The following is an 18,267-nucleotide window of genomic DNA, read 5'->3' as shown; positions in this document are numbered from 1 at the left end:
GCCGTGTGGTGGGGAGTGGCCGCGGCCCTGCTGGCGAACGTCCTCTACAGCACCGGGTTCGTCCTGGAGAAGCGGGCGCTCGCGAGCCTGCCTGAGGTGGACATCCGCCGCCCCGCCCGACTGCTGCGCCTGGTCCTGGGCAGCCCGCTGTGGATCGGCGGCTCGCTGTCCCTGGCCGCCGGATTCGGGGCCCAGCTCGCGGTCTACCGCACCCTGCCGATCGCCGCCGCCCAGGGCATCTTCGTCTCCGGCCTGGTCCTCCTGGTCCTGCTCTCCGCGCGCCTGCTCGGCGAGGAGACGACAGGCCGCGAGCGGTACGCGCTCGGCGCCATCCTCGCCGCGTTGCTGATGGTGGTGCTGTCGCTGCGCGAGGGCTCGGACAAGGTCAGCCGAAGCGCCCCCGTTCCGCTGATCCTCCTCGTCTGCGTGCCGTCGCTGGCGATGGGCGTCTGGCTGTACGGGTCCGCCGAGCGCCGCGCCCGCCATCGGCACCGGATGCCCACGACCGGGGTCGAATACGGCGTGGCGGTGGGCCTGTTGTACGGGGTCAGCTCGCTGGCGATCAAGGGGGTGTCGAGCTATCTGACGCCGGCCGACGGGCTGGGCGGGGCGGTGGTCGGCCTGCTGCGCTCCCCCTACCCGTACCTCCTGCTCTTCACCGGCGTGTTCGGCCTGGTCATGTCGCAGGCGGCGCTCCAGCGCTGCCGGGCCTCGCTGATCGTGCCCGTGTGCACCACGGTGACGTGTCTGTTCACGGCGGTGCTCGGCACGCTCGCGTTCGGCGAGGCGCTGCCGCACGAACCGCTGCGGCTGGCTCTGCGCCTGGCGGGCACGGCGCTCGCGGTCTCCGTCCTGCTGGCCATGCCGAAGCACGACACCGCACCCCAACCCTCCGCCGCGCCAAAGGAGTTGACGCCACCGTGAACCCCGACGACCCGCTGCTGAAGATACTGGCCTGCCCGCTGGACAAGGGTCCGCTGCACCTGCTCGTACCGGACTCCGAGAAGGACGGGGTGCTCTACAACCCGCGCCTGCACCGCCGTTACCCCATCGTCGACGGCATCCCGCAGCTGCTGCCGTCCTCGGGCGAACAGGTCACCGAGGACGAGCACGAGGAGCTGCTGAGGCGGATGACCCCATGACCCTCACACTGGCCGCCCGGCTCGCCCCGTTCCTGCCCACCCGCCTGGTCGCGGCGGCCGCCCGGCTCCTCTACCCTCGCTTCGAACCGGAACTCGCCCGCCTCGGCGACCTCTGCCCGCCGGACTGCCGCACGGCGGTGGACGTCGGCGGCTGGTACGGCCCCTGGACGCGCCTCATGTCGAGACGGGCCGACCGGGTCGTCACCATCGAACCGGTCCCCCACCTGGCGCGGCTGCTGGCCGCCGTCGCCCCGCCCAACGTCCGCGTGGTCCGGGCCGCCGCGTCCGACCGTCCGGGCACGGCCCCTCTCTGGCTGCCGCCGGACGACGCGGGCGACCGGGGCGTCTCCTCCCTGGTCCGCCGGGACATCCACGCCCGCGCGCTGGAGGTCCCGTGCGTCACCCTCGACGGCCTGGGCCTGCGCGACGTCGGCTTCGTCAAGATCGACGTGGACGGCAACGAGCTGGCGGTCCTGCGGGGCGCGACCACCCTACTCACCCGCGACCGGCCGGCCCTGTTCATCGAACTGGAGACCAGGATCCAGCCGATCGGCCCGGTCGTCGACTTCCTCGCCGGCCTCGGCTACGCGGGCTGGGTCCTCCCCGGCCGGACCTGGCTGCCGCTGGACCGGGCGATCCTGGAGGCGCACCAGGCCCGGACGTCGTACGTGGTCTCGCACGGCCTGCTGCGCCGGGCCCTCCCCTTCCGCGGCCCGCGCTATGTGAACTCGGCGCTCTTCCTCCCGGACGGCCGCCGCCCGGGCGCCCGGCGGGTGCGCGACGATGGACCGCATGCCCTCCGCAAAGCGACCCGACCGATCCGGTCCTCCCCCTAGGCCCGCTCGGTCCACCGGAGCCGCCGGATCCGCCGGCCCGTTCACGTCTCTCGACTTCCAGCTGGTCCTGCTGCGCCGCATGGCCGACCACAACCCGGACCTCGTCGACGACGCCCGCCGGAAACTGGGCGTCTCGGCCGCCGACATGCGCGAGGCGAACCGCCGCTGGCAGGCGATGCTGCACGCGCCGCGCGGGCGGGCCGCCGCCTCGCGCTACCGCTCGGTCCTCGGCACCCCCGAATCCGTGACCGAGCGCCGGATCGGCGACCTGACCTGCGAGGCCTGGCAGTGGCCGCTCCCCCTCTGGCCCGACCTGCGCTTCGAGGTCCTGGTGGCCCAGAAGGGCGCGGTCTGGAACGAGTGGCTGGTACGGGCACCGGGCGCGCCGGCCCCTGAGCTGCGCACGTCGGCGGACCTGCGCCCCTGGTGCTGCACGGTCGACGAGGTGGCCCGCGCCTTCGCCCCCGCCCGCCCGCTGGAGGGCACGGCCCCCACCCGCTGGGGCCTGTCGTTCACGGCCGCGGACGCGGAGGGCGTCCGACGGGAGTGCGCGGCGGAGTTCACCTGGGGGCTGCTTCAGCGGGTGTCGGTCACCGGGCAGCCGCGATGACCGCGTCCACGACCACGGGCAGCGAGTTTGGGTGCAGCCACAGGAAGAGGTTCGGTTCGACGAGTTCCAGCTCCATGACGACCGGACGGCCCTTTTCGTCGTCGACGAGGTCCACGCGCGCGTAGAGCAGTTCGGGGGCGTCCGGTACGGCGGCCAACGCGCTTTCGGCGACGGCGAGTTCGTCCGGGGTCGGCTGCCAGGGCCGCAGCCGGGGGTGGGGGATCTTGTCGGCGTCGTAGGGCGTGCCGGGGGCGAGTACGGCCCCCTTTCGGCTGGCGTGCAGAAAGCGACCGCCGAAGAACTGGAGCGCCCGCTCGCCGGTGGTGTCGATGTGGGTGAGGTACGGCTGCACCATCGCGGTGAGCCCCTGCTCGTGCATCCGCGCGAGCTGTCGTACGGCCGTCTCCCGCTCGCCCGGGGTGTAGCGGGCGGCGAGCCGGGCGCCCGCGCCTGAGGTGGGCTTCACGACGTACTCGTGGTCGTCGGGCAGGCCGAGGGGGTCACCCGGCGCGAGATACCGGGTCGGGACGACGGGAACCCCTGCCCCCGCCAGCTCCCCGAGGTACCGCTTGTCGGTGTTCCAGCGCACGACCGCCGCCGGATTGGCGAGGCGGGTGAGCTGTCCGCACCGCTCGGCCCAGGCCACGAACTCCGCCGCCCGCCAGCTGTAGTCCCACGTGGAGCGGATCACCACGAGGTCGTACGAGCCCCAGTCGGCGTCCGGATCGTCCCAGTACCGGGACGCCGCGTCGGCCCCGGCCGCCCGCAAGGCCTCGACCAGCACCGGGAGGTCGCGGTCCGCGCTGGTCTCGCCCTCGTCGGGCCGGTAGGTGACGAGCGCGATACGGGCCACGTCGGACTCTCCTCTTCGTACGTCGGATGCCGCCGCAGGCTAACAAGCGGCCGCGCAACCGGCGCAACCCATTTGACCTTCCCCTTCGGTGAAGCCCCAGCATCGGTGGCGGAACGAGGACCGAGGAACGAGACCACGGGGGAAGCGGGAATGCTCACGATCGGAGCCTTCGCGAAGGCGTGCCGGCTCTCGCCGAAGGCGCTGCGGCTGTACGACGAACTGGACCTGCTGCGCCCCGCCCGGGTCGACCCGGACACCGGCTACCGCTACTACGCGCCCGAGCAGCTGGAGCGGGCACGTCTGGTGGCGTGGCTGCGGCGGCTCGGCATGCCGCTGGCCCGCATCCGGCAGGTGTGCGCGCTGGACCCGGGCGGGGCGGCGCGGGAGATCCGGGCGTACTGGGCCCGGGTCGAGGCCGAGACGACCGCGCGCCGGGACCTGGCCCTGTTTCTCGTGGACCACCTCACCCAGTCGTCGCAGGCGCCCCAGGCGTCGCAGTCGTCCGCGTCATCCCCGTCGCCTCAGTCATCTCAGTCATCTCCGTCATCGAGGAAGGACACCATCATGCTGGAGCTGCGTTACTCAGCCCTTTCCGACATCGGCCTGGTCCGCGACGCGAACCAGGACACCGCCTACGCGGGCGCCCGCGTCCTCGCCGTGGCCGACGGCTGCGGCGCGGGCGGCGCGTCGGCCAGTACGGCGGCGGTGGAGGCCCTGAAGTTCCTGGACGAGGAGCCGCTCCCCGCCGGGGGCGTCCTCAACATCCTGGAGGACGCGGTCCAGGGCGCGGGCCGGGCGGTCCAGGACGTGGCCGCCGCCGTGGGCGGCTCCGCCCGGGACGAGATCGGCACCACCCTCACCGCGGCCGTGTGGACCGGCTCCCAGCTCGCCCTCGTCCACATCGGCGACTCCCGCGCGTATCTGCTCCGCGACGGCGAGCTGTTCCTGATCACCCACGATCACACGGTCGTGCAGTCGCTGGTCGACGAGGGCCGGCTGACGCCCGAGGAGGCCACCGTCCACCCCCAACGCGCTTTGCTTCTGAAGGCGTTGGGTGGCGGCCCGGTGCCGGACCCCGACCTGAAGCTGCACGACGCCCGCCCGGGCGACCGTTATCTGCTCTGCTCGGACGGCCTGTCCACCGTCGTACCGACCGAGGAGATCCGGCGGCTCCTGGCCGCCGCTCCCGTTCCCCAGGCGGCGGCTCGGGCCCTGGTCGACGCGGCGAACGCCGCCGGCGGTCCGGACAACGTCAGTTGTGTGGTGGCGGACGTGGTGGAGGCCGGGCGGCAGTAGGAACGCCGCCCGGCCCGCCGGGCCAGGGGGACCGTCAGCGTCGCTCGTCCCAGGCCGGGCTCTTCAGGAAGTGGGTGTCGTACAGCTCCTGGACCTCCAGCAGGCTCTCCGGCGGCACCTTGCCGTAGGCGATGCGCTCCAAATGGCGGAAGTACTCGAACCGTTCGACGCCGGGCGTGATGACGATGAGGATGTCGGCGTCGCAGCCGGGCGCGGCGGCGAAGGCGTGCGGCAGGCCGGGCGGTACGACGGCCAGGTCGCCGCGCTCCAGGGTGACGACCTGCTCGCCGGACAGGATCTGGGCGGTGCCGTCGAGCAGATAGAACAGCTCGGCGGAGCCCGCGTGGTGATGCGGCCTGGCGCCGTCGGCGCCGTTGGTGAGCGTGACCCGCTGCATGGACAGCGCGCCGCCGGTCGAGCTGCTGTCGGCCAGCAGCCGGACGGTGGTGGGGGCCCGGCCCACGACCTCGGCGTCCACGGAACGGACGATCACGGACTCGTCGAAGTCCGGCACGATGAGCGTCATCTCATGACTCCTGGGTGTGAAGGGGTGACCGGGCTCAGACGGCGAACAGCAGGGCCGCACTGGCGAGGACGACGACGGCGGTGGCGAAGTGGATGCCGAACGCGACCGCCCTGGTGCCGCCGTGGCGCAGCACGATCAGTGTGTCGCCGAGCGGCGCCAGCGCGACGACGAGCATGAACCACGCCTCGGGGCGGGCACCGGCGAAAACCAGCAGGACCAGGCCCAGGATGCCGAAGGTGGCGTCGCGCAGGCCCTTGATCTCGAGGTAGGCGGCGTCCCCGTCCGGCTTGGCGGGGACGCCGTAGCCGGCCGCCGCGGGCCGGGGCCGCAACAGGAAACGGGCGCCGATGAACAGAACGAACAGGTCGAGGACGGCGGCGAGGCCGTAGGCGGTGGCGGTGAGCATGTCCGGATCCCCCTTGCTCGGTGCTTCTGCGGTTGTTGGTGCCGGGCGCTTCCGCGGCCTTCTCGCTCGTCGCTTCGGCGCGGCGCCGCCTGCCTTCCAGACTGTTTTCTAGCGGCGCTAGCAATGAAATCGACGCTAGCATAGCGTCGACATGTTCGCTAGCGCTGCTAGAATTCCAAGCATGTCCATCCAGACGCGTCGGGAACGCGAACGAGCGGAGCGCGAGCGGCTGATCATCACCGCCGCGCGGGAGCTGGCCGAGACCGAGGGCTGGGACGCGGTGACCACGCGTCGCCTCGCCGCCGAGATCGAGTACAGCCAGCCCGTCCTCTACAGCCACTTCAAGGGCAAGGACGCCATCATGGCCGCCGTCGCCGTGCAGGGCTTCGCCGAGCTGGCGGTCGAACTGAGCGCGGCCCGCGCCGCGGCGGACGGCACGCACGGGACCCTCGCCGCCGTCGCCACGGCCTACGCCGCGTTCGCCGAGCGCCGCCCGGCCCTGTACGACGCGATGTTCACCCACGCCGTCGACCTGCCGTTCGCGACACCCGAGGCGCCCGCCGCCCTCCAGGGCGCGTTCGCCGGGCTGCTGCACGCCGTCGAACCGCTCGCCGGCGACGACGACCCGGGCCTGCTCACCGAGACCTTCTGGAGCGGTCTGCACGGCCTGGTCACGCTCATGCGCAGCGGCCGCCTGCCCCGCGAGGCCCATGCCCGCCGCCTCACCCTCCTGATCGACCGCTTCACACCGCCCCGGTGAACGGCGGCCGGGGTCGCCCACATCACTTACGAGGGACGGTTGCGCCGGCCCTGGTGTAGGAACGTTCTTGGTGTTCCGCAGGCTTTCCCCGACGTCCAGGCAAGGAGTACGCCGCGTGTCCTCCCTCTTCCCGGCCCTGTCAGGCGGTGCGGCCGAGCGGCGGCCCGCCCTGCGTTTCGGCGACCGCGCACTGACCTACGCGGAACTCGCCGCGGCCGCGGGTTGTCTGGCGGCCCGGATCAGCGGCTCGGGGCGGGTCGCCGTCTGGGCGACCCCCACTCTGGAGACCGCCGTCGGCGTCGTGGCCGCGCTGCTCGCCGGGGTGCCCGCCGTACCGCTCAACCCCAGGTCGGGAGAGAGCGAGCTCGGGCACATCCTCGCCGACAGCGCGCCGTCCCTGATCCTGGCCGCGGCCGGGGACGAACTCCCGTCCGCCGTACGGGGACTGGAGCGCGTCGACGTCGAGGTGAACGCACCCGCCGCCGGCGCCCCCGCCCCGGCCACCGGGAGCGTCACGGACGACGCCCCCGCGCTCATCGTCTACACCTCCGGCACCACCGGCCCGCCCAAGGGTGCCGTCCTCCCCCGCCACGCCATCGCCACGACCCTGGACGCGCTGGCCGACGCCTGGCAGTGGACCGCCGACGACGTCCTCGTGCATGCGCTGCCCCTGTTCCATGTGCACGGGCTGATCCTGGGCATCCTCGGTCCGCTGCGCCGCGGCGGCTCCGTACGGCACCTCGGGCGGTTCGGCACGGACGGTGTGGCGCGCGAGCTGAACGACGGCGCGACCATGGTCTTCGGCGTCCCCACCATGTACCACCGGATCGCCGAAGCCCTCCCCGACGACCCCGGGCTGGCCAAGGCGCTGGGCCGGGCCCGGCTGCTGGTCTCCGGTTCCGCCGCGTTGCCCGTCCACGACCACGAGCGGATCGCCGCCGCGACCGGGCGCCGGGTCATCGAGCGGTACGGCATGACAGAGACCCTCATGAACACCAGCGTCCGCGCGGACGGAGAACCGCGCGCCGGTACCGTCGGCGTGCCGCTGCCGGGCGTCCAGCTGCGGCTGGTCGAGGAGGACGGCTCGCCCGTCCCGTCCTGCGACGGCGAGAGCGTCGGCGAGATCCAGGTCCGCGGCCCGAACCTCTTCACCGAGTACCTCAACCGGCCCGACGCCACCGCCGCCGCGTTCACCGAGGACGGCTGGTTCCGCACCGGCGACATGGCGGTGCGCGACGCCGACGGGTACGTACGCATCGTGGGCCGCAAGGCCACCGACCTCATCAAGAGCGGTGGCTACAAGATCGGCGCCGGCGAGATCGAGAACGCGCTCCTGGAGCACCCAGGGGTGCGCGAGGTGGCCGTCACCGGGGAGCCCGACGACGATCTGGGCGAGCGGATCGTCGCCTGGGTGGTGCCCGCGGACCCCGGCACCCCGCCGGACGCCGACGAGCTGGCCGGCCATGTGGCCCGCCGCCTCGCCCCGCACAAGCGGCCCCGGACCGTGCGCTTCCTCGACTCGCTGCCCCGCAACGACATGGGGAAGATCATGAAGCGGGCGCTGCCGCAGGGAAGCGGGCACTGACGCATGGCTGACCGGCTCTCGGCCCGCGAAGCCATCGCCCTCCTCAGCGACGACTTCGACCGGCTCCCCGTCGCGGAAGGCGCGTACGCACCCGACGGCCCCCTGTCCTGGCAGGGCTACGACGCCTCGCGCGCCCGCGCCACCGAGCGCACCGGCGAGGACGAGTCCGTCGTCTGCGGCCGGGCGAGGATCGACGGCACCCCGGCGGTGCTGATCGCGTTCGAGTTCGGCTTCCTCGGCGGCTCGCTCGGCGAGCGCACCGGGGACCGGCTGGAGGCGGCGTACACCTACGCCAGGGCGCACCGGCTGCCCGTGGTCTCGCTCGTCGCGACGGGCGGCAGCCGGATGCAGGAGGGGATGCTCGCGCTCACCCAACTCCAGCGCGTGGCACGGCAGTCGGCGCTCACCCGCGCGGCCGGGCTGCCGCAGCTCGCGGTCCTGCGGGATCCGACGACGGGCGGCGGCTGGGCCACGCTGGGCGCGGGCGCCGATGTCGTCCTGGCCCTGCCGGGCGTCCAGGTCGGCTTCGCCGGCTCCCGGGTCCGCCCGCCCGACGCGGATCCGGCCGCGTACACGGCTCAGGCACAGCTGGCGGCGGGCTCGATCGACGCGGTCGTCCGGCCTCAGGAGCTGCGGGAGACGGTCGGCCTGTGGCTGGCCCTGCTCACGGCACCGTCGACGGAGCCCGCGCCGCCTCCGCCCGCGCTCGGCACCTCCGACAGGCTCCCGGACACCGGCTGGAGCGCCGTCCAGCGTGCCCGTTCTCCCGAACGACCCCGCGCGCAGGCCTATTTGGACGCGTACTTCACGCGCCGGGCCGCCATCGCCGGGGACCGCTGCGGCGGCACCGACGACGGGATGCTCTGCGGATTCGGCTTCAGCTCCGGCTCCGGCTCCGGCTCCGGCTCCGGCGAGCACGGCGGGCGGGTCGTCGCGTACGCCGCCCAGACCGGCACCGCCACCCGCCCCGCCGGCTACCGCACCGCCACCCGGCTGATCCGGCTGGCGGACCGACTCGGCATCCCCGTACTCACGTTGGTGGACACACCTGGTGCGGCCAACGACGCCGAGGCGGAGCGGCAGGGCGTCGGTGCCGCGATCGCGGAGCTGTTCGGCGCGGTGGCGACCGCCCGTACGCCCCTCACCACGCTGTTGATCGGCGAGGGCGGCTCGGGCGGCGCGCTCGCCCTGGCCGCGCCCGGCAACACCTGGGCCACGCCGGACAGTTACTTCTCGGTCATAGCCCCCGAACTGGCGGCCGCGATCCTCAAACGCCCGCCCGAGGAGGCGCCCGGCACCGCCGACCAGCTCCGCGTCCGCCCCCAGGACCTGGTCGCCCTGGGGGTCGTACGCGGCATCGTGCCCGGTGGCGCCGCTACCTCACCCCCACCGCCCGGATGATCTCCTGCTCGACCGAGCCGCCCCGGTCGTCGCGCGCCGAGGCGCGCAGGGAGATGTGGTGGGCGGTGCCGGGCACGGTGAGCGTCCCGTGCCAGGAGGCGGTGCCGCCCGAGAGGCGGACCGGCTGCCAGGACGTCCCGTCGTCGTACGACACTTCGAGGTGCCCGGCGCCGATGGTCCCGGTGTCCGGGGCGCCCGCGACGTAGGAGGCGAAGAGCCCGACCGGCACCCGGCCGCCGCCCCGCACGTCGCCCGTGAGGCCGGTGCCGATGTCGAAGGCGAGGTTGAGCAGCGGCAGGAAGGTCCAGCGGTCGTCGGGGGTGGCGGAGGACCTGAAGGTCCACTCGGCGTGGCCCTTCGTGGACAGCTTCCAGCGGTCCGGGTCCAGGGTGGTGTCCGTGACGACCTTGTAGGTGTGCTCGTCGGCCGGCGCGTCCCACACGTAGGCGCCGGAGCCGGTCCGCCGGTCGACGAGCGTGCCGTCCTGGTGGACGGCGGTGACCTGGGTCATGCCGCTGTCGTCGCTCCACACGTCGCCGAAGCCGGTGTGGTCGGGCCCGGAGTCCCCCCAGCCGGGCGTGTTGAACCGCATCATGGCGCCGGAGCGCTCCTGCCCCCAGCCGAGCCCGGTGCCGAGCCACGGATGCCAGACCGGCTTGAACCAGTCGAGGGCCGTGTGCGCCCCGCCCTGGTAGCGGTTGAGCCCGCCGCGCTCCTCCAGCGTGCCGTCCCCGACCGTCACCGACTCGTGCCACAGCTGACCGGGGCCGGTGGACACGTGGTCCGTTCGCTCGGCCGGGTAGTCGATCCGCTCCCGGAAGCCGATCCCGACGGGGAAGGCGTCCGTGAGCGAGTACCGGAACTCGCCGCCGCCCACCGGCCGCACGGCGTGGAACCTGGCCCGCACTGTGGCGAGTTCACGCCTGCCCGGCCGATAGGTCAGGTCACGGTCGGGAATCCGCCCCCGGTGACCTTCCGAGAGGTCGTACACATAGGGCGTGTTCGGCGTCCCGGTCATGTCGATCCTCCCCCCGGCCGCCCGCAGCCGGGCCGCGTCCGCCGCGTTCACCGTGGCGATCTGCAACGGCCGGTCCGCGTTGTCGTCCGTCCCCCACCAGGCGGTCAGGCGTCCGGCGCTGTCGTCGGTCACGAACAGGGCCTTGGCGCCGGCGTCCTGGGCGGCCTGGGCGAGGGCGGTGGGCTCGACGCCGTCGCCGAGCCGCGCGAGCACGGCCCTGCCCCGGACGCCGGTGAGCACGCCGCCGGTGAAGGACCCGACATCGACGAGCGGCGGCCGGCTGCGCCCTTCGGTCAGTGTGCCGCCGGACTGCACGACCGCCTCCCGTATCCCCCTGACCTCCAGGAGCGGCTTCCCGAGCCGCCACACGGTCCGGTACTCGAAGCTGCCCTCGGTGACCTTCGGGGTGGGCGCGGCGAAGACGCTGTCGTACGTGAGGGGCACCTGTACGGCGCCGAACAGGTCGGAGCCGCCGCCGCTGCGGTCGTACTCCATGAGCAGCTGCCGGGTCTCGGTGCGCCGGTCGACGTCGGCCTCGACCTCCCGCAGCCTGCTGCCGTCCAGGGTGATGGCACGGTCCCGGTCGAGGGTGATCTCGGGCGCGGCGAGGAAGCCGAGGCCGAGCGAGTCGGCGCCGTGGCCGCCGCGCACGTCGAGGAAGGAGGTCAGGCTGTACGTTCCCGGTGCGAGCCGCAGCGCGAGGGTGCCGGAATCACCGACGGACGCCGGATAGGGGTCGGTCCCGGCGGCCAGCCGCTGCACCACGAGGCCGGCGGCGGTCGCGGCCCCGGCGCGGTCCTTGACGTGCACGGTGAGGGAGTACCGCTCCGCCTCCTTGACCAGCCCGAAGGCGGTGTGCGCGACGGGCGCGCCGCCGGCCGAGGCGACGATCTGCCCGCTCGTCTCTCCCACCGGAGCCTTGGAGCCGTCGCCGGTCACGGTGGTGGCGGCGGTGCCGTGGGCGGGCACGGTGAGTGCGGTGTCGGCGAGGGTGGCGACACCGGCGGGCGCGCCCCGCACGGCGAGGCTCAACTCGACCGTCGTGTCGGAGGAGTTGGAGTAGGTGACCGTCTTCGTGACGGGTCGATCGGCGTCATGGGGCCAGCGGTGGAAGCCGAGGTCGGCGCTGCCCGTCGCGGTGACGCGGGCGCCGACGGCGTCCGGCACACTGACCCGACCCGCCCCCAACTGATATACGGAGGCGTCGAGTTGCTCGGACGTGGACATCAGCGCGTCCTTGAGCCGCGCGCCGGTCCAGTCGGGGTGCTGCTCGGCGAGGAGCGCGGCGACCCCCGCGACATGGGGCGTCGCCATCGACGTACCGCTCATGGAGGTGTAGTAGCCGGTGCCGGGGGCGAGCTGGGAGCGGGCGGCGCGGATGTCGACGCCGGGTGCGGCGAGGTCGGGCTTGAGGGCGTTGTCGCCGTGGCGCGGGCCGGCGCTGGTGAAGTAGGCGGCCCGGTCGGATGAGTCGACGGCGCCGACGGTCAGCGCGGAGTCGGCGGCGCCGGGCGAGCCGATCGAGGAGGGGGCACCGGTGTTTCCCGCGGCGACGACGAAGAGGGCGCCGGTCTCCTCGGAGAGGGTGTCGACGGCCTCGGCCATGGGGTCGGTCCCGTCGCTGGCCTCGGTCGATCCGAGGCTCATCGAGACGATCCTGGCACGCACGTCCCGCGCGGCCCATTCCATGCCCGCGATGATCTGGGACTCGCTTCCCGCGCCCTGGTCGCTGAGCACTTTGCCGACGGCGAGCGTGGCACCGGGCGCGACGCCGCGCTCCGTGCCGTCGGAGGCGGCGCCGCTGCCGCCGACGGTCGAGGTGACGTGGGTCCCGTGGCCGTTGCGGTCGGCGACCTCCTCCCCGTCGATGAAGCTCTTGCTCCGGGACACCCGGCCGGCGAGGTCGGGGTGAGTGGTGTCGACGCCGGTGTCGAGCACGGCGACGGTGACGCCGTCGCCCGTGAGCCCGGCGTCCCACGCGGCCCGCGTACCGATCTGCGCGTTGCTCTCGGCCATGTCGGCCTCGACCCGCGCGTCGAGCCAGACGTGCTCGATGCCGCCCTGCCGGGTCCAGGACCGCCAGAAGGTCCGCCCCTTGTCGGCGTCGACGGCGGCGGCGCCGATGCTCGTGAGCGAGCGCGTCCTGGTGGCACCGCTCGGTGTGACGGCCCGCGCGCCCTTGCCGTAGCCCACGATCAGCGGGGTCTCGCCGGTCTTCCGATCGCTGAGCCCCTGCCGGATCAGCGCGCTCACGTCGAACAGCCGCCGGTCGAGCGTGCCGGCCCGCAGATAGGGCAGGGCCTCGTCGGGTACGACGCTGACGGCGCCGCCCACGACCTGGGTGCGCACCGCTCCGGTGGCCCCTCGGGGCCGCTCGACGGTGACGGTCTTCTTCCCGCCGGGGAGGTCGGTGACGGTCACGGTGTCACCGGTGACAAGGGTGACGGTGCGGGCGGTGGAGGCGGGTTGCGGGGACGGCGGGGTGCCGGCGTCCCGCGCGGCCGCCCGCCCCATGGGCAGCAGGGCGAACACGAGCCCGGCCGACAGCAGTGCCGCCCCGCGTCTCGCTGGTCCTCTGGTCATCGATGCCCTCTCTTCGTCGGCGCCGGGCCCGGGTGCTGCGAAGAGTGTCGGGGGGCTTGTGCGGCAAGGGAGTTGACGGGACCTGGCGGGAAGGCGCCCTGGCGGCTTTCCGCCAGGGCGGCGGGGTACGAGCGGAAACCGGGACAGCCCCGAGTGCCGTCCGTGCCAATGGGGCGCCCCCCGCTGACGGGCATCCGCCGGCTCGCCGTCACGCACTTCCGCTCACACCTGTCCCGGGCCCACCGCCGCCCTCGACGGCCTGCTGAGCGGACATGCCGCTGCCCGGGTACGCCCTCCGCCGGAGCGTGTCACTGAACACGCCGACGGTGTGATCCTCGGCTTCGACGGCCCCTGGCCGCGCCGTACGCGCGCGGTGGAGGCGTATCCGCGCAGCCGCGGGCCCGACGCGTGGGTCCCCCCGGTCCGGCGGCCCGGCCGATCCACCCGTCCGGCGGCCCCCCACCCGGCCCCCCACAAAGGGCGACGCCCCGTCCGCGACCGCACGATGCCAGAGAGGACCGCCGCCCGGCGGAGCCCCACGGTCCGCACTCTCGGGAGGAACCGCCATGACCGTCAGTCTGGACCGACTGCGCCGCTGTCACTTCGCCGTCGACCTCGGGGCCGCCAGGACCCGTGTCTATGTGAAGGGCGCCGGGCTGGTCGTGGACCAGCCGAGTGCCGCCGCGATCAACACGCGGACCGGCGCGCTGATCGCGGTCGGGGAGTTCGCCGAGAAGATGACGGGGCGTACGCCCGCATACATCCGGGTCGTGCGGCCCGTGTCCGGCGGTACCGTCGTCGACATCGAGATGGCCCAGCGCATGCTGCGTCATCTGCTCGGCGAGAAGCTCCGCCGTGCCCTGCGCCGCAAGCCCCGGCTGCGGGCCGCCGCCTGCACCCCGCACGACGCCGATCCGCTGGCCCAGCGCGCGACGATCGAGACGCTGGTCGGGCTCGGCGCGCGGCGGGTCGAACTGGTCGACACGCTCGTCGCCGCCGCCGTGGGGTGCGGGCTGCCCGTCGAGCGGCCCGAGGCGTCGATGATCATGGTGTGCGGGGCCGCGGCCACCCAGATCGCGGTGCTGTCGCTGGGGTCCATCGTGACCGCCGACCGGATCCCCGTGGGCGGCGAGGCCGTCGACCACGCGATCGTGCAGCATCTGCGGCACCAGCACGAGCTGATGCTGCCGAGTCAGTCCGTACGGCCGCTCCAGATCGCCTTGTCCGGGAACGGGCTCACGCCCCACGGGCCGACCTCGACCGAGATCCACGGACGCGACGTGGCCACCGGGCTCGCCCGTTCCGTGCTGGTCGACACCGCCGCCGTACGCAACGCCATCCAGACCCCGCTCACGGCCGTGCTCGACGGCATCGGCAAGGTGCTGCGGGACTGCCCGCCCGACCTGGTGGCCGACCTCGCCGACCGCGGGATCATGATGGTGGGCGGCAGTGCCCTGCTGCCGGGGCTCGACCAGATGCTGCGGCAGGCAACCGGTATGCCGGTGTCCATCGCCGAGCGGCCCGACGTATGCGCCATACAGGGTCTCGGGGCCATGCTGGAGGGCCGGATCGAGCCGCTGCTCCTCGAACGGGTCGCCGGCTGACGCCGCGCCCCGACCCCGGTCCCGCCGATGGAGACGGTTCCCCGCCTGCCCGTCCCCCTGCTGAGGGCCGTCCTCGGCGTGGGCACCGACCTCGAACTGGAGCCCACGCTCCAGCACATCGTGGACAGCGCCGCCGAGCTGACCGGCGCCCGGTACGCGGCGCTCGCGACGGCCGACCCCGGGCACGAAGAACTCGCCCGGGTGCACCGGGCGGGACCGGCGCGGGGCGGCCCGGCACCCCACGGTCCGGCCCGCCCCGGCCGCGGTGACGACTGGCTCGGCGTCCCGATCCACGTCCACGACCAGGAGTTCGGCACCCTCTACCTCACCGGCAAGTCCGGCGGCCCCTTCACCGACAAGGACGAACGGATGCTGTGCGTCCTGGCCGCCCAGGCGGGCATCGCCATCGACAACGTCCGGCTGTACGCGACGGCCCGGCAGCGCGAACGGTGGATCGAGGGCGCCGCCGCCGTCACCACCGCGCTGCTCACCGGCCAGAACGCCACCGACGCGCTGATGACGGTCGCCGAGCGGGCCCGGATCCTCGCCGGCGCGGCCGCCGGGGTCATCCTGAAGCCCACCCCCGAGGGCGGCATGGAGATCGTCACGGCGTCCACGCCCGACGACCCCGGCGACATCGTCGGTACGACCATCGAGCCGGGCAGCCCGGTCCTCGCCCAACTCCTCGGCGGGGAAGCGGTGTTCATCGACGACACGGCGACCGACCCGCGTATGACGACGCGGGTACGGCACCGGTTCGGGCCCAGCATGATGCTCCCCCTCGAAGCGGAGGGCCGGCTCATCGGCACGCTCGCGCTCCCCCGCCGCCGCGGCGGCCGCCCGTACACCCCGGTCGAACAGCAGCTCGCCGCGCAGTTCGCCTCGCAGGCCGCGCTGGCGCTGGTCCTCGCGGACATGTGGCACAGCCGGAAGCGGCTGGCGGTGTACGAGGACCGCGATCGCATCGCCCGCGATCTCCACGATCTGGTCGTCCAGCGGCTGTTCGCGACCGGCATGATGCTGGAGTCCACCCAGCGCCGGGCCGCCGAGGAGGACGTGCACGAGACGCTCGGCCGGGCGGTCGACGCCCTGCGGTCCACCGTCCAGGAGGTCCGTACGGCGATCTTCGCGCTCCAGCAGCCGCCCGCCGACGCGCCCACCACGTTCCGCGGCAAGGTGCTGCGCGAGACGGCGGGCGCGGCCGGGGTGCCGGGGTTCCGGCCGAGCACGCGGTTCATCGGCCCGGTGGACAGCCTGGTCCCGGAGGCGGTCGCCGGTCATCTCCTCGCCGCGCTGCGCCGCGCCCTGGCCGCCGCGTCCCACCGCCCGGGCGTCGCCCGCGTCGAGGTCACGGTCGACGCGACGGCCACCCTCCCGGACGGCCGCGCCGGCGTCCGGCTGACGGTGCACGACGACGGGGTGCCGGACGACCACGAAGGGGTGCCGAAGGAGCGCGAGGGGGTGCCGGAGAACGACGGCCGGGCGGCCGAGCACGGCGACGGCGCCTCGCGCGGCACCGGCACCGGCACCGGCACCGGCACCACGGTCACCTGGCAGTACCCTCTCTGAGCCCCGCGCGGCCCGGCGGGTGCGCCGCGCGTACGACCGTCGCCGCGCCGTCACTCCCACGAGCCCCCGGCACCCGGCGAACGTACGTCGCCGTACCGGGCCCCCGCCGCTAGGGTGAGTTGGACGACGACCGCGGCCGCGGAGGTGGTTCTCGTGACTCGGATCGGCGTCACCGGGCATCGCCGGATCCCCGCCGTCGTCCTGCCCGCCGTGCTCGCGGGCATCACCGGGGAACTCCGCCGTCACGCCGCCGTCGAGGCGCTCAGCTGCCTCGCGGCCGGCGCCGACCAGCTCTTCGCCGACCTCGCCCTGGACAGCGGCGTCCCGCTGACCGCCGTGATCCCCGGCATGGACTACGAGGCCCATCTCGGCGGCGACGAGGTGCAGGCGTCGTACCGCAGGCTCCTCAAGTCCTGTACGGCGCGCGTGGATCTGCCCGTCGAACCGACGCACGAGGAGGCGTACTACGCGGCGGGCCGCTGGATCGTCGACCACGCGGACCGGCTGGTCGCCGTCTGGGACGGGCAGCCGGCCCGGGGGCTGGGCGGCACGGCCGACGTGGTGGCGTACGCCCGGCGCACGGGCGTCCCGGTCCGCGTCCTGTGGAGCTCGGGCGTCCTGCGGAGCTGACGCGCCCACCCGGCACCCCGTCAGGAACCGAACCGCACCAGCCAGTCCGTGTGCTGGGGGCTCACCAGCCGCTCCGCCTCCGCGACCGACTCGGCCCACCCCTCCTCCGTGACCGTCGTCCCCATCGCGATCCGCAGGGTGTCCAGGTCCTGCTCTATCAGCTTGTGCGCGTAGGTGAGCGGGCGGTGTCTGCGGACCTCCTGCCAGGCGACGCCCGCCGCCGCGGACGCGCTGAGCAGCCCGGTCAGGTCCCAGCGGCCGATCACCCCGGCGGCCCTGAGCACGGCCGCGATCAGCGCGAGCAGCGTCAGCAGGGCCGTGACGGAGGACCAGCGCACGGACGAGCGGTGGGCCTGGGAGGCCCGGTTGCCGTACCAGGTCAGCTGCTCCAGGACCCGCTCGCGCAGATAGAGGTCCCGGCGCGCCCCGAACGGCTTGGCCCGAACGGCCCGCATCACCGGGGTGATCTGCCCCGCCCCGACCGTCGCCGGTCCGTCCCGGGAGTCCTCCCACCCCACCTTGCGCAGTTCCCGGAGCCGCTCCTCCAGCCGCTCGGCGAACAGGGCGTCCGGGTGGGTGACACCGGAGTGGAAGGGGCCGCCGTGGACCATGTACATCCACGCCAGCGACTTGAGGGTCTCGGCCGCCGCACGGTGCGCCTGCCAGTGGGCGCGCGCCCGGCGGCGGGAGGAGTGCAGGCCGACGGCGATCGTCAACGCATAAAGGACCGCCGCACATGCTGCCGGAATATGACTGTTCAGTCGCTCGGCGAGCATTGCGGTACCGGTGGCGAGCAGCAGAACGACCAGTTGGGTACGGACGGCGCGGAACGACTCACTCTGCCGGCTCAACGCGCGGCGATCGTTGACGGCATAGAGCGGCGGCAGGTCGTCCTCGGTGAGCGTCGTACTCGGTCCGGGCGTCACCGCGCGCATTGACACCTCGCGGAGGCAGACTTATGAGGACAGTGTCGCCATGTTCCTCCCGAAAGGCGCCCAGCACTACCCCCAGGAGCCGACCAGTACCACCCGCTCGCAGCAGCAAGCCACTCGCAGAAGCTTGAGAGGCCGTGATAGAAGGGTCGCGTAATAGCACTCTGTCTCGGGTCTCATGCTCGATCCCTCTCGGGACGTGGTCCCCCGTGGGGCACGGCGACAGACCCGAACTCAGGAGCTAGACCCATGAACCTCACGGTCACCAAGACGAAGCGCGGTTCGGCCGCCGCTCAGCCGACCCACAAGAAGCTCGCGCCCCTCTCGGCCATCAACACCCACGAGGCCGCCGCCCTGCGGTCGACCGGCCGAGTGACCGATATTCCAGGCAGGCGCCCCACCAAACCGATCACATTCGACTCGGCACTGTAACGCACCGGACGCACCCACGCCCGTGATCCGCCAACTCCCTTGATCAACAAGCGAGTTGGTGGCATCGCGGGGTGTTTTAAGGCC

General features: G+C 73.6%; 17 protein-coding genes. 12 read left to right on the top strand and 5 right to left on the bottom strand.

Features of this window, described 5'->3' with window-relative positions; genetic code table 11:
- Positions 1-15: 15 nt before the first annotated feature.
- From SAVERM_RS29570 to SAVERM_RS29555, 4 genes are read left to right on the top strand one after another with little or no spacing between them, the layout of a single operon-like run.
- Positions 16-924, top strand: a complete 909-nt coding sequence (locus SAVERM_RS29570; RefSeq protein WP_037645510.1) for a hypothetical protein — start codon at positions 16-18, stop codon at positions 922-924.
- Positions 921-1,142: a Trm112 family protein gene (locus SAVERM_RS29565; protein WP_010987133.1), complete on the top strand. Its 222-nt coding sequence runs from the start codon at positions 921-923 to the stop codon at positions 1,140-1,142. The genes SAVERM_RS29570 and SAVERM_RS29565 overlap by 4 nt, the downstream gene beginning before the upstream one ends.
- Complete coding sequence (locus SAVERM_RS29560; RefSeq protein WP_010987132.1) at positions 1,139-1,978, top strand: FkbM family methyltransferase; 840 nt, start codon at positions 1,139-1,141, stop codon at positions 1,976-1,978. Before SAVERM_RS29565 ends, SAVERM_RS29560 begins: the two co-directional genes overlap by 4 nt.
- Complete coding sequence (locus SAVERM_RS29555; protein ID WP_010987131.1) at positions 1,926-2,588, top strand: hypothetical protein; 663 nt, start codon at positions 1,926-1,928, stop codon at positions 2,586-2,588. The genes SAVERM_RS29560 and SAVERM_RS29555 overlap by 53 nt, the downstream gene beginning before the upstream one ends.
- Here the strand turns inward: SAVERM_RS29555 and SAVERM_RS29550 are convergent.
- Positions 2,569-3,441: an ATP-grasp domain-containing protein gene (locus tag SAVERM_RS29550; RefSeq protein WP_010987130.1), complete on the bottom strand. Its 873-nt coding sequence runs from the start codon at positions 3,439-3,441 to the stop codon at positions 2,569-2,571. The genes SAVERM_RS29555 and SAVERM_RS29550 overlap by 20 nt on opposite strands.
- 150 nt (positions 3,442-3,591) lie before the next feature.
- Between SAVERM_RS29550 and SAVERM_RS29545 the strand changes: the two genes are divergently transcribed.
- Positions 3,592-4,737 (top strand): MerR family transcriptional regulator, encoded by a 1,146-nt coding sequence (locus SAVERM_RS29545; RefSeq protein WP_010987129.1) that lies wholly within the window; start codon positions 3,592-3,594, stop codon positions 4,735-4,737.
- A gap of 34 nt (positions 4,738-4,771) precedes the next feature.
- Here SAVERM_RS29545 and SAVERM_RS29540 read toward each other — a convergent pair whose 3' ends face one another.
- Both SAVERM_RS29540 and SAVERM_RS29535 read right to left on the bottom strand, forming a co-directional pair.
- Positions 4,772-5,263 (bottom strand): cupin domain-containing protein, encoded by a 492-nt coding sequence (locus SAVERM_RS29540; RefSeq protein WP_010987128.1) that lies wholly within the window; start codon positions 5,261-5,263, stop codon positions 4,772-4,774.
- A gap of 34 nt (positions 5,264-5,297) precedes the next feature.
- Complete coding sequence (locus tag SAVERM_RS29535; RefSeq protein WP_010987127.1) at positions 5,298-5,669, bottom strand: DUF4267 domain-containing protein; 372 nt, start codon at positions 5,667-5,669, stop codon at positions 5,298-5,300.
- 181 nt (positions 5,670-5,850) lie between these two features.
- Here SAVERM_RS29535 and SAVERM_RS29530 point away from each other — a divergent pair, with 181 nt between their 5' ends.
- The 3 genes from SAVERM_RS29530 to SAVERM_RS29520 all read left to right on the top strand — a co-directional run bounded on the left by SAVERM_RS29530 (position 5,851) and on the right by SAVERM_RS29520 (position 9,415).
- Positions 5,851-6,429, top strand: a complete 579-nt coding sequence (locus tag SAVERM_RS29530; protein WP_010987126.1) for a TetR/AcrR family transcriptional regulator — start codon at positions 5,851-5,853, stop codon at positions 6,427-6,429.
- Between the two features lie 115 nt (positions 6,430-6,544).
- The gene (locus SAVERM_RS29525) at positions 6,545-8,014 is read left to right on the top strand and encodes an acyl-CoA synthetase (RefSeq protein WP_010987125.1); all 1,470 of its coding nucleotides are present in this window, start codon (positions 6,545-6,547) and stop codon (positions 8,012-8,014) included.
- Positions 8,015-8,017: 3 nt separating this feature from the next.
- Complete coding sequence (locus tag SAVERM_RS29520; RefSeq protein WP_010987124.1) at positions 8,018-9,415, top strand: carboxyl transferase domain-containing protein; 1,398 nt, start codon at positions 8,018-8,020, stop codon at positions 9,413-9,415.
- Here SAVERM_RS29520 and SAVERM_RS29515 read toward each other — a convergent pair.
- Positions 9,390-13,016, bottom strand: a complete 3,627-nt coding sequence (locus SAVERM_RS29515; RefSeq protein ID WP_010987123.1) for a S8 family serine peptidase — start codon at positions 13,014-13,016, stop codon at positions 9,390-9,392. The genes SAVERM_RS29520 and SAVERM_RS29515 overlap by 26 nt on opposite strands.
- A 566-nt stretch (positions 13,017-13,582) precedes the next feature.
- Here SAVERM_RS29515 and SAVERM_RS29510 point away from each other — a divergent pair.
- The 3 genes from SAVERM_RS29510 (at position 13,583) to SAVERM_RS29500 (ending at position 16,819) form a co-directional block, all read left to right on the top strand.
- Positions 13,583-14,620: a rod shape-determining protein gene (locus tag SAVERM_RS29510; protein ID WP_010987122.1), complete on the top strand. Its 1,038-nt coding sequence runs from the start codon at positions 13,583-13,585 to the stop codon at positions 14,618-14,620.
- Positions 14,621-14,647: 27 nt separating this feature from the next.
- The gene (locus SAVERM_RS29505) at positions 14,648-16,189 is read left to right on the top strand and encodes a sensor histidine kinase (protein WP_010987121.1); all 1,542 of its coding nucleotides are present in this window, start codon (positions 14,648-14,650) and stop codon (positions 16,187-16,189) included.
- A 153-nt stretch (positions 16,190-16,342) separates the two neighbouring features.
- Positions 16,343-16,819 carry a hypothetical protein gene (locus tag SAVERM_RS29500; RefSeq protein ID WP_010987120.1) on the top strand — a complete coding sequence of 159 codons (477 nt, stop codon included), beginning with the start codon at positions 16,343-16,345 and terminating at the stop codon, positions 16,817-16,819.
- A gap of 20 nt (positions 16,820-16,839) precedes the next feature.
- On the opposite strand, the gene SAVERM_RS29495 is transcribed toward SAVERM_RS29500, so the two are convergent.
- A complete protein-coding gene (locus tag SAVERM_RS29495) occupies positions 16,840-17,754 on the bottom strand; it encodes a DUF4231 domain-containing protein (RefSeq protein WP_042493718.1) in 915 nt (304 codons plus the stop codon).
- 246 nt (positions 17,755-18,000) lie between these two features.
- Between SAVERM_RS29495 and fxsA the strand changes: the two genes are divergently transcribed.
- The gene (gene fxsA / locus SAVERM_RS29490; RefSeq protein WP_010987118.1) at positions 18,001-18,183 is read left to right on the top strand and encodes an FxSxx-COOH cyclophane-containing RiPP peptide; all 183 of its coding nucleotides are present in this window, start codon (positions 18,001-18,003) and stop codon (positions 18,181-18,183) included.
- Positions 18,184-18,267: the final 84 nt, after the last annotated feature.

The organism is Streptomyces avermitilis MA-4680 = NBRC 14893 (assembly GCF_000009765.2).
GTDB classification, from domain to species: domain Bacteria; phylum Actinomycetota; class Actinomycetes; order Streptomycetales; family Streptomycetaceae; genus Streptomyces; species Streptomyces avermitilis.
This window is presented reverse-complemented; position numbering and strand designations above follow the sequence as displayed.